General features: G+C 62.9%; 9 protein-coding genes. 8 read left to right on the plus strand and 1 reads right to left on the minus strand.

Annotation, left to right across the window (positions count from 1 at the left end):
- The first annotated feature begins 156 nt into the window (after nucleotides 1-156).
- The 8 genes from EN893_RS06255 (at nucleotide 157) to EN893_RS06290 (ending at nucleotide 9,743) form a co-directional block, all read left to right on the plus strand.
- The gene (locus tag EN893_RS06255; RefSeq protein ID WP_127270399.1) at nucleotides 157-615 is read left to right on the plus strand and encodes a MerR family DNA-binding transcriptional regulator; all 459 of its coding nucleotides are present in this window, start codon (nucleotides 157-159) and stop codon (nucleotides 613-615) included.
- 306 nt (nucleotides 616-921) lie between these two features.
- On the plus strand, nucleotides 922-2,712 hold the full coding sequence (locus tag EN893_RS06260; protein ID WP_127270390.1) for an acyl-CoA dehydrogenase: 1,791 nt from the start codon (nucleotides 922-924) through the stop codon (nucleotides 2,710-2,712).
- 121 nt (nucleotides 2,713-2,833) lie between these two features.
- Nucleotides 2,834-4,003, plus strand: a complete 1,170-nt coding sequence (locus EN893_RS06265; protein ID WP_127270389.1) for an acyl-CoA dehydrogenase family protein — start codon at nucleotides 2,834-2,836, stop codon at nucleotides 4,001-4,003.
- A 33-nt stretch (nucleotides 4,004-4,036) separates the two neighbouring features.
- Nucleotides 4,037-5,245, plus strand: a complete 1,209-nt coding sequence (locus tag EN893_RS06270; protein ID WP_127268617.1) for an acetyl-CoA C-acetyltransferase — start codon at nucleotides 4,037-4,039, stop codon at nucleotides 5,243-5,245.
- Nucleotides 5,246-5,259: 14 nt separating this feature from the next.
- On the plus strand, nucleotides 5,260-7,479 hold the full coding sequence (locus EN893_RS06275) for a 3-hydroxyacyl-CoA dehydrogenase NAD-binding domain-containing protein (RefSeq protein ID WP_127268616.1): 2,220 nt from the start codon (nucleotides 5,260-5,262) through the stop codon (nucleotides 7,477-7,479).
- Nucleotides 7,480-7,544: 65 nt separating this feature from the next.
- Nucleotides 7,545-8,099: a thioesterase family protein gene (locus EN893_RS06280; protein ID WP_127268615.1), complete on the plus strand. Its 555-nt coding sequence runs from the start codon at nucleotides 7,545-7,547 to the stop codon at nucleotides 8,097-8,099.
- A gap of 114 nt (nucleotides 8,100-8,213) precedes the next feature.
- Nucleotides 8,214-8,882 (plus strand): helix-turn-helix transcriptional regulator, encoded by a 669-nt coding sequence (locus EN893_RS06285; protein WP_127268614.1) that lies wholly within the window; start codon nucleotides 8,214-8,216, stop codon nucleotides 8,880-8,882.
- 9 nt (nucleotides 8,883-8,891) lie between these two features.
- Nucleotides 8,892-9,743 (plus strand): thermonuclease family protein, encoded by an 852-nt coding sequence (locus EN893_RS06290; protein WP_348627432.1) that lies wholly within the window; start codon nucleotides 8,892-8,894, stop codon nucleotides 9,741-9,743.
- Here the strand turns inward: EN893_RS06290 and EN893_RS06295 are convergent.
- Nucleotides 9,709-10,959: lysine--tRNA ligase (locus tag EN893_RS06295; RefSeq protein WP_164900734.1), on the minus strand; the 1,251-nt coding region annotated here is incomplete at its 5' end. The two genes, EN893_RS06290 and EN893_RS06295, sit on opposite strands and share 35 nt — an antisense overlap.

The following is a 10,959-nucleotide window of genomic DNA, read 5'->3' on the forward strand; positions in this document are numbered from 1 at the left end:
GCAATCGGTATAGAATTGACGTAAACGTAAAAGGCGCATTGAGCGCATGTTTGCGATTTGTTTGTTGAAACCACGACTGGAAGCAGGCCCCCGCTTCCAGTCAGGCGACGCATGGTCCGAGACCGCGACGCCACCAGACGGGGAAAGCCAGTGACCATGAAGCTTATCTCGGCCGGCGAGACCGCGGCCAATACCAATATATCTGCCGAAACCGGCGAGGACCTCGTCCGCATCGGCGAGATGGCGAAAAAATATGGAGTGACGCTGCGCACGCTGCGTTTCTACGAAGACAAAGGCCTGCTCAACCCGCAGCGTGACGGGTCGACCCGTCTCTACACGCGCCGCGACAAGGCCCGCCTCAAGCTGATCCTGCTTGGCCGCAAGGTCGGGTTCTCGCTGCGTGACGTCAAGCAGATGATGGATCTCTACGATCCGACCGGTTCAAACACCAAGCAGCTCAAGCTCGCGCTGGACAAGTCGGAAAAGCAGCTTGCCCGCCTGCAGAAGCAAAGGGCGCTGATCGACGACGCCATCAACGAGCTGAGCGGCTCGATGTCGGCGGTGCGCCAGATGCTGAGCGAGCGTTCGGCGCCGCAGGCGAGCGCCGCCAGCTAAAACAAATCCGTTCGGATTTGCGGCAGACCAAGTCGTCTGCTGATTGTCTGAGTTCTGTCGAGCCGCGTGGCCTGCCACGCGGCTTTTCGTTGTCCTGGCCCACTCTCATGGCCTTTCGGCGCTGGCTTGCGCATCGTCGCGCCGCTACGCTCATTGCTCCAGTGGGCGGGGAATCTTGTCGCATCGAAAAAATTGACGTTTACGCAAACGTCAATTTTTGCTATCCCGCTCCCAATATGGGTCCGCATGCCGCCCCTGGCTTGTCTTCGGGGCATTCGGACCGGGTTTGCAGGGTGGAGAAAAAGCATGCCGACATACAGGGCTCCGGTCCAGGATACGCTGTTCGTGCTCAACGAGGTTCTGGGTTATCAGCGTTATTCGAACCTTCCCGGATTTGCCGACGCCACGCCCGATGTGCTCGAGGCGATCCTGGCCGAAGGCGCCAAGCTCGCCGAAAACGTCATGCATCCGCTGAACCGTGTCGGCGACATGGAAGGCTGTGTGCGTCACGACGATGGCTCGGTGACCACGCCGAAAGGCTTCAAGGAGGCGTTCGACCAGTATCGCGAAGGCGGCTGGATGGGGTTGGCCGCACCAGTCGAGTTCGGCGGCCAGGGCCTGCCCTATGCCGTGCATACCGCCGTCGCCGAATATATGGTCTCGGCCAATATGTCCTTGATGATGTATCCGGGCCTGACGCAAGGCGCGATCGCCGCGATCATCACCCACGGCACCGACGAGCAGAAGTCAACATGGTTGCCGAGGATGATCGAGGGTGCCTGGACCGGCACCATGAACCTGACCGAGCCGCATTGCGGCACGGATCTGGGCCTGTTGCGGACCAAGGCGGTGCCGAACGGCGATGGCACCTATAAAATTTCAGGCCAGAAGATCTTCATCTCGGCCGGCGAACACGACATGTCGGACAACATCGTCCATCTGGTACTGGCCCGCATCGAGGGTGCGCCGGAAGGCGTCAAGGGCATCTCTCTGTTCATCGTGCCGAAGCTCAAGCTCGACGCATCGGGCAATCCGGGCACCAGGAACACCGTCTCCTGCGGCTCGATCGAGGAGAAGATGGGCATCCATGGCAATTCGACCTGCGTCATGAACTATGACGAGGCTGAGGGCACGCTGCTCGGCGAGGCCAATGGCGGCCTGAAGGCGATGTTCACGATGATGAACGAGGCGCGCCTTGGTGTGGGCCTGCAGGGGCTGTCGCTGTCGGAGATCGCCTATCAGAACGCTGTCGGCTACGCCAAGGACCGTTTGCAGGGCCGCTCATTGTCGGGGCCGAAGGCGCCGGACAAGAAGGCCGACCCGATCATCGTCCATCCCGATATCCGCCGCAGCCTGATGACCATGAAGGCCTTCAACGAGGCCGGCCGCGCGCTGGCGCTGTGGACGGCGATCAAGTCCGACATTGCCCACCGCTCCGGCGACGACAAGGACCGCCAGGCCGCCGACGATTACACCGGCCTGATGACACCGGTGGTCAAGGGCGTGCTCACGGACAAGGGCTTCGACCACGCCGTCATGGCGCAGCAGGTGTTCGGCGGTCACGGTTATATCGAAGAGCACGGCATGAGCCAGTTCGTGCGCGATGCCCGCATCGCCATGATCTATGAAGGCGCCAACGGCATCCAGGCGCTCGACCTCGTCGGCCGTAAACTCGGCCTGAATGGCGGCCGCGCCGTGCAGGCCTTCTTCAAGGAGGTCGGTGAGTTCTGCGAGGAGAACCGCTCCGACGAGAAGATGGCGCCATTCACCAAGGCGCTGAAGAAAGGTCTCAACGATTTGCAGGCCGCCACCATGTGGCTGGTGCAGAACGGCATGGCCAAGCCCGACAATGCCGGTGCCGCCTCGACCGACTACATGCATCTCTTCGGCTTGGTCGCTCTGGGCTATATGTGGGCGCAGATGGCCAAGGTGGCACTTGGCAAGACGGACGCCAATGGCGCGCAATCTTTTTACGACAACAAGGTCGTGACGGGGCGCTTCTTCATGGAGCGGATCATGCCGGAGACGTCGGCGCATCTCGCCCGCATTTCGAGCGGCGCCGACACATTGATGGCACTGCCGGCGGAAGCGTTCTAAAGATGATCGGCGTCCTCCTCCCCCTTGAGGGGAGGGTGGCCCGAAGGGTCGGGAGGGGTCGCTGCGGCAGTGCGCCGGCCTCAGTTTCGATGATGCATGTCGGGAGGAGTATCATACCAGCATGACCAACCCAGCTGAAATCCTTGGCCTTCCGAAGCCCGCTTGGGCGGCGGACGAGGTCGGCATGCTCTACGACATGGCGCATCGCTTCATGTCGGAGGAGATCGCGCCGCGCTACGACGAGTTCGAGAAGAACGAGATGGTCGATCGTGAGAGCTGGCTGAAGGCAGGTTCCGCCGGCCTGCTCTGCGCCTCTATGCCGGAGGAATATGGCGGCTCCGGCGGCACCTTCGCGCATGAGAGCGCCATCATCGAGGCCATCGGCCATGTCGGCGTCGACGGTTTCGGCATCGGCCTGCACAATTCGATCGTCGCCCCTTACATCCTCCACTATGGCTCCGAGGAGCAGAAGAAGAAATGGCTGCCGAAACTGGCGACCGGCGAGCTGATCGGCGCCATCGCCATGACCGAGCCGGGCGCCGGCTCCGACCTGCAGGGCGTCAAGACGCGGGCGCAGAAGGATGGCAATCAGTACAAGATCAACGGCTCCAAGACCTTCATCACCAACGGCCAGCTTGCGAACTTCATCATCGTCGTCACCAAGACCGATCCGGAGAAGGGTGCCAAGGGCACCTCGCTGATCGTCGTCGAGACCGACGAGGTCGAAGGTTTTCAGCGCGGCCGTAACCTCGACAAGATCGGGCTCAAGGCCAACGACACGTCGGAGCTGTTCTTCAACGACATGCGCGTGCCGACCTCCAACCTGCTCGGCCATGAGGAAGGGCAGGGCTTCGTCCAGCTGATGCAGCAATTGCCGCAGGAGCGGCTGCAGATCGGCACCGGCGCCATTGCCATGATCGAGCGGGCGCTGGCGCTGACCATTGATTATGTCAAGGAACGCAAGGCGTTCGGCAAGGCGATCATCGATTTCCAGAACACCCAGTTCAAGCTGGCCGAACTCAAGACCGAGGCCACCGTCGGCCGCGTCTTCTACAATGATTGCGTCACCCGCCACATCGCCGGCGGCCTCGATCCTGTGACCGCGTCGATGGCCAAGTACTGGCTCAGCGACCTGCAGGGAAAAGTCGTCGACGAATGCCTTCAACTGCATGGCGGCTATGGCTACATGAATGAATACCCGATCGCCCGCATGTTCCGCGACGCCCGCGTCCAGCGCATCTACGGCGGCACCAACGAGATCATGAAATTGCTGATCGGCCGCTCTCTCTGAGAGCGACATCAGGCAAACCTAAGGAGCAAGCAAATGGCTGAAGCTTATGTCTATGACGCCGTGCGCACACCGCGCGGCAAGGGCAAGAAGGACGGATCGCTGCACGAGGTGCCGGCGGTGCGGCTTGCCGCCAAGACGCTTGAGGCGCTGCGCGATCGCAATGGGCTCGACACCGGCACTGTCGATGACATCATCTTCGGCTGCGTCGATCCGGTCGGCGAAGCCGGTTCGGTCATTCCGCGCGCCGCCGCCTTCGAGGCCGGCTACGACACCAAGGCGCCCGGCATGCAGATCTCACGCTTCTGCGCTTCCGGGCTCGACGCCATCAATTTCGGCGCCGCCAAGATCGCCCAGGGCGCCGATGAGATCGTCATTGCCGGCGGCGTCGAATCGATGTCGCGTGTCGGCATGGGCGCCTCGGGCGGCGCCTGGTTCATGGATCCTTCGGTCGGCCTGCCCGGCTGGTTCGTGCCGCAAGGCATCTCGGCCGACCTGATCGCCACCAAATACGGCTTCAGCAGAGACGACGTCGACGCCTATGCGGTCGAGAGCCAGAAGCGCGCCGCCAAATCCTGGGCCGATGGCCGCTTCAAGAATTCCGTCGTCCCGATCAAGGACCAGAACGGCCTGACCATCCTCGACCATGACGAACATATGCGCCCGTCGACCGACATGCAGTCGCTGGCCTCGCTCAACCCGTCCTTCGTCATGCCAGGCGAAATGGGCGGCTTCGATGCCGTCGCCGTGCAGAAGCATCCCGAGGTGGAAGAGGTCAATCACGTCCATCATGCCGGCAATTCGTCCGGCATCGTCGACGGCGCCGCCGCCGTGCTGCTCGGTTCGAAGAAAGCCGGCAAGGCGATGGGGCTGAAGCCGCGCGCGCGCATTCGTACCTTCGCCAACATCGGCTCCGAGCCGGTGCTGATGCTGACCGGCCCGGTCGACGTCACCGAGAAGCTGTTGAAGCGCGCCAAGATGAAGCTCTCGGACATCGACCTGTTCGAGCTCAACGAAGCCTTCGCTTCGGTGGTGCTGCGCTACATGCAGGCGTTCGACATCGATCACGACAGGATCAACGTCAATGGCGGCGCTATCGCCATGGGTCATCCGCTCGGCGCCACCGGCGCGATGATCTTCGGCACGGTGCTGGACGAACTCGAGCGCCGCGATCTCAACACGGCTCTGGTGACGCTGTGCATCGGCGCCGGCATGGGAACCGCAACCATCATCGAACGCGTCTGACGGGGAGAGAAACGATGAGCTACACCAATTTCACCCTCGACATCGACGCCGACGGCATTGCGCTGGTCACCTGGGACATGCCTGGCCGCTCGATGAACGTTTTCACCGAAGAGGCGATGCGAGAATTGAACGCCATTGTCGACAAGGTGGCTGGTGACGCCGCCATCAAGGGCGCCGTGATCACCTCCGGCAAGGACACCTTCTCCGGCGGTGCCGACATTACCCTGTTGCAGAAGATGCTGACGACCTTCGCCGCGGAAAAGGGCAAGGACGCCGAAAGGGCGACCAAGGCGCTGTTCGACAATGCCGGCATGATGACCGGCCTGTTCCGCAAGCTGGAAACTTGCGGAAAGCCGTGGGTGTCGGCGATCAACGGCACCTGCATGGGCGGCGCCTTCGAATTGTCGCTCGCCTGCCACGGCCGTGTCGCCGCCGATAGCGACAAGGTGAAGATGGCACTTCCCGAGGTGAAGATCGGCATCTTCCCGGGCGCCGGCGGCACCCAGCGCGTGCCGCGGCTGACCGATCAGCAGCAGGCGCTGCAGATGCTGACCTCGGGCCAGACACTGTCGCCGCAGAAGGCCAAGTCTATGGGCCTGATCCATGAGATCGCCGAGCCGGCCAGGCTCGTCGAGACCGCCAAGGCGATGATCAGGAATGGCCTGAAGCCGGTGGCGCCATGGGACGAGAAAGGTTTCAAGCTGCCCGGCGGCCAGATCTATTCGCCCGCCGGCTTCAATCTGTGGCCGCCGGCCATCGCCATCCTGCGTCGTGAGACTTACGGCAACTATCCGGCCGCCGCCGCGATCCTCAAATGCGTCTATGAAGGCCTGCTGGTGCCGTTCGACACCGGTTTGCGCATCGAGCAGCGCTATTTCACCGAGATCATGCAGACGAGGGAGGCGGCGGCGATGATCCGCTCGTTGTTCGTGTCGCTGCAGGAACTGAACAAGGGCGCCCGCCGCCCGGCCGGCGTGCCCGAAACCAAATTCAAGAAGATCGGCATTCTCGGCGCCGGCTTCATGGGCGCGGGCATCGCCTATGTCACCGCCAAGGCCGGCATCCCGGTGGTGCTGCTCGACCGTGATCTGGAGTCGGCTGCCAAGGGCAAGGCGCATTCCGACGGCCTGATCTCGGATCAGGTCAAGAAGGGCCGCGCCAAGCCGGAGGACAAGGACAAACTGCTGTCGCTGATCACGCCGACGGCGGACTATGCCGACCTTGCCGGCTGCGATCTGGTGGTCGAGGCCGTTTTCGAGGATTCGAGCGTGAAGAAGAGCGCCACCGAACAGGCCGAGGCCGTGCTGAAGCCATCGGCGATCTTCGCGTCGAACACCTCCACCATCCCGATCACCGGCCTGGCGAAGAATTCGGCGCGGCCGAAAAACTTTATCGGCATCCATTTCTTCTCGCCGGTCGACAAGATGATGCTGGTCGAGATCATTTTGGGCAAGAAGACCGGAGACAAGGCGCTGGCCACCGCCATCGACTTCGTTCGCGCCATCAAGAAGACGCCGATCGTCGTCAACGACACGCGCGGCTTCTACGTCAATCGCTGCGTGCTGCGCTACATGTCGGAAGCCTACAAGATGCTGATCGAGGGCGTTCCCGCGCCGATGATCGAGAATGCAGCGAAGGCGGCCGGCATGCCGGTCGGCCCCCTGGCGCTGACCGACGAGACGGCCATCGACCTTGCCCAGAAGATCATGAAGCAGACCATCAGGGATCTGGGCGACAAGGCGGTCGATCCCAAGCAGATGGCGCTGATCAACGCCATGGTCGACGATCACGGCCGCTTCGGCCGCAAGAACGGCAAGGGTTTTTACGATTACCCGGCAAAGCCCGCCAAGAAGAAGTTATGGCCGGGCCTTAGGGAGCTCTATCCGCAGCTTGCACCCGAGAAGGTCGATTATGAGGAACTGCAGCAGCGGCTGCTGGTCACCATCGCGCTGGAAGCGGCGCGGGTGATGGAAGAAGGCATCGTCACCGACCCGCGCGAGGCCGATGTCGGCTCGATCCTCGCTTTCGGCTTCGCGCCCTACACCGGCGGTGCGCTGTCCTACATCGACGGCATCGGCGCCAAGGCGTTCGTGAAGATCGCCAAGAACCTGCAGAAGAAATACGGCGCCGAGTTCAAGGCACCCAAGCTGCTGCTCGACATGGCCGAGAAAGGCGAGACCTTCTACCAGCGCTTCGATCCCTATGCGAAAGGCGACGTGAAGCAGGCAGCCTGACGCATGGGCAAAATCAAGCGTCTTGCAGCGACCTTTGCGCGTCCAAGAGGACATGGGGCGCTGTAATGTATGTCTGGGCGCGCATGGTGCGCATGATGGCCACGGCACGCAGCCGTGGCCCCTATGTGATGGGCGGCGAAGGCCGGCTGGCTTTCCGCTGCCTGCCGACCGACATCGATTTCAACATCCATCTCAACAATGCGCGCTACATGATGCTGGCCGATCTCGGCCGCATCGACCTGTTTGTTCGTGCAGGCCTCATCACGCTGGCAAGGAAGAATGGCTGGGCGCCGATGATGGGCGGACTGCAAGCGGTCTATGCACGCGAGATCAGGCTGTGGCGCCGCTTCGAAGTGGTGTCCTCGATCGAGACCTGGGAAGGCACCCAGGTTGTAGGCAAGCACCGCTTCGTCCTCGACAATGGCGAGACGGCCGCGTTGATCCTGACGACAGCCGGCGTCTACGATCGCAAGGCTCGCAACTTTCTTGAGATTGGCGAGGTCGTTGCGGCACTTGGTCGTGCCGTGAACCCGCGGCCACCGACGCAAACGGAGCGGATTTTCATGACATCGCACCAGGGTCTGCGCAGCTTGGCCAAGGGTGTCGGTCGATCCCGGTAGTCGGACTTTCCGCGATCGACGGAAACGTTTGCAACCACTCACGACCGGTGGACAAAACGACATTCCAAGACTAGAAGGGAAAGGTATTTTTTCCTGCACCGAAGGAGAGCGAGCATGCTCTCGCACGACCGAGTCTGGGCTGCCATCGATGCTCTTGCCAAGCGTTATTCGCTTTCGGCCTCGGGTTTGGCCAAGCGTGCGGGGCTCGATTCCACTGCCTTCAACAAGTCGAAGCGTTTGTCGTCGGATGGCCGACCACGCTGGCCCTCGACCGAATCGCTGGCCAAGATCATCGAGGCGACGGGCGCCTCACTCGACGAATTCACCGGTCTGATCGAAGGCCGGCCTGGGATCAGCAATGGTGCTTCGACCAGCCATGCCGCTTCGGTCGCCCGCAGAAGCTCCGTGCCGTTGCTCGGCTTTGCCCAAGCCGGCGCCGGCGGCTTCTTCGACGATGCCGGCTTTCCAGTCGGGCAGGGTTGGGATCTGATCGAACTGCCGGCGCAATCGACCGAGAGCTCCTACGCGCTGCAGGTGCAAGGCGATTCCATGCTGCCGCTCTACCGCAATGGCGACGTCCTCATCGTCGAACCGGGCGCCGTCACCCGCAAGGGCGATCGCGTCGTCGTCAAGACCACATCAGGCGAGGTGATGGCCAAGGTGCTCGAGCGCCAGACCGTCAAGTCGATTGCGCTGGTCTCGCTCAATCCCGATCATCCCGACCGCGATATTCCCATGCGCGATGTCGAATGGGTGGCGCGGATTGTCTGGGCTAGCCAGTAGGTCAAGCTGGTGCGGCTCCTTCGTCATGCCCTGGCGGTTCTGATGGTCCCGGTGATGGCGGCCATGGTCGTCGCCGGCGGTCGCACGTTGAAAGGGAGTGAAAGCGTCATCACGGTGGACCAGCTTGATCCGGGCGCCGATACGATGGCGCAGCAGGCTGCCGGGACGGTGCCGCAGGAGCCGGCCACATCGGCCATAGCAGCCCCGCAGCCGCCAAAGCCGGCGCTGCATTCGAGGGCGATCGATCCCCAAATTGTCGCGCCACCGGAACTGCCCGCCGAGGGGCTTGAACGGGTCGAGCCGCGCGAGCCGTTGAGCAAACTCGCGCTGGCTGTGCCGCCCAAGCCGAAAATGCCCGACGATTGGAACGGCACCAAGCTGTTCCAGCCGGTTGCGCCGGCCGCCGGCCTGATCGAGGCGAAGGGTTACTCGGTCGCGGTTTCCGGCATCGATATCGTCAGGCAGGATGAGACCTGCAGCGAGGACGGCAAGCCCTGGCCGTGCGGTGTCCGGGCGCGGACGGCGTTCCGCGCCTTCCTGCGCGGCCGCGCGGTGGTCTGCACGGTGCCGCCGCAGGGCGGCCGCGACCTGATCGCCGCCGAATGCCGGATCGGCAATCAGGATATCGGCCAATGGCTGGTCGACAACGGCTGGGCGCGCGCCGCCAAGGGCGGACCCTATGTCGAAGCCGGCGACAAGGCGCGCACGGCGAAGAAGGGCATTTTCGGATCGGCGCCCGATCTGTCCGGCATGCCGGCGATGCCGGCCGCGCCACGCCCGGCCCCTCAGGCGCCGGGTTCGATCCTGGAAGAGGTCGACGGCGTGCTCAAGCCAGCTGACCAGCCAGCGCCCGCTCAATGAGCGCACGTGTCTCGGCCACGCCGTAGAGCGCTGCGAACGAGCCGAAGCGCGGGCCGCGCTCCTGGCCGATCAGCACCTGATAGATCATCTGGAAGAAGGCGCCCGATACGCCGGGGCCGCCTTCCGGGCTCTGCTTGGAATGATCCTGGTAGCGCTCGATCCTGCGCGCGACGTTGAGCGAGGCGTTCTGGATCGCTTCGCCATTGGCGTCCGCCGGCAGCGCCCCAAGCGCTTCGTCGAGGGCTGCCAGCGCCTCGCGCTCGACCTCGTCGGCGGGCCGGAAGGTTTTCGTCGGCTTCACGAAATCGTCGAAATAGCGGATCGCATGGCCGACCAGCCGGTCGAGCTCGGGATGCGTCGTTGGCGTCACGCCTTGCGTATGACGTGAAATGAACCCCCACAGCACATCCTTGTTCTGCGCGTTGGAGGCGCTGACCAGATTGAGCAGCAGCGAGAACGGCACCGGCATGTCGATCGCGGGCGGGTTGCCATCATGCATATGCCAGACCGGATTGCCCAGCCGTTCCTTCCAGTCCTGCCGGGGATAAGCGGCAAGGAACGTATAGTATTCGTCCACGGCCCGCGGGATGACGTCGAAATACAGCTTCTTGGCCTGCCGCGGCCGCTGGTACATGTAGAGCCCGAGGCTTTCGGTCGGCGCATAGGTCAGCCAATCGTCGATGGTCAGCCCGTTGCCCTTCGACTTCGAGATCTTCTGGCCGTTCTCGTCGAGGAACAGTTCGTAGACGAAATGCTCCGGCGCCCGTCCGCCCAGAATGTTGCAGATACGGTCATAGACCACCGCATTGGTCTGGTGGTCCTTGCCGAACATTTCGAAATCGACGCCAAGCGCTGCCCAGCGCATGCCGAAATCCGGCTTCCACTGCAGCTTCACGCGGCCGCCGGTGATCGAAAGCGTGGTCTCGGTGCCCTCGTCGTCGAAGGTGATGGTGCCGGCCTCGGCGTCGACATGCTTCATCGGCACGTAAAGCACCCGGCCGCTCTTCGGCGAGATCGGCAGGAACGGGCTGTAGGTCGCCTGCCGCTCGGGTCCGAGCGTCGGCAGCATCACCGCCATGATCTGCTCATAGCGTTCGGCGGCGCGCTTGAGCATCGCATCGAAACGGCCGGACTTGTAGTATTGCGTCGCGCTGGCGAACTCGTAGTCGAAGCCGAACGTGTCGAGGAAGCGGCAAAGCATCGCGTTGTTGTGGTC

It is taken from the genome of Mesorhizobium sp. M7A.F.Ca.CA.004.04.2.1 (assembly GCF_004022825.1).
Lineage (GTDB): Bacteria > Pseudomonadota > Alphaproteobacteria > Rhizobiales > Rhizobiaceae > Mesorhizobium.

What these genes read in the sequence shown, in the direction of transcription:
- EN893_RS06255 (WP_127270399.1), top strand. Translation starts at nt 157, where the DNA reads ATGAAGCTTATCTCGGCCGGCGAGACCGCGGCCAATACCAATATATCT.
- EN893_RS06260 (WP_127270390.1), top strand. Translation starts at nt 922, where the DNA reads ATGCCGACATACAGGGCTCCGGTCCAGGATACGCTGTTCGTGCTCAAC.
- EN893_RS06265 (WP_127270389.1), top strand. Translation starts at nt 2,834, where the DNA reads ATGACCAACCCAGCTGAAATCCTTGGCCTTCCGAAGCCCGCTTGGGCG.
- EN893_RS06270 (WP_127268617.1), top strand. Translation starts at nt 4,037, where the DNA reads ATGGCTGAAGCTTATGTCTATGACGCCGTGCGCACACCGCGCGGCAAG.
- EN893_RS06275 (WP_127268616.1), top strand. Translation starts at nt 5,260, where the DNA reads ATGAGCTACACCAATTTCACCCTCGACATCGACGCCGACGGCATTGCG.
- EN893_RS06280 (WP_127268615.1), top strand. Translation starts at nt 7,545, where the DNA reads ATGTATGTCTGGGCGCGCATGGTGCGCATGATGGCCACGGCACGCAGC.
- EN893_RS06285 (WP_127268614.1), top strand. Translation starts at nt 8,214, where the DNA reads ATGCTCTCGCACGACCGAGTCTGGGCTGCCATCGATGCTCTTGCCAAG.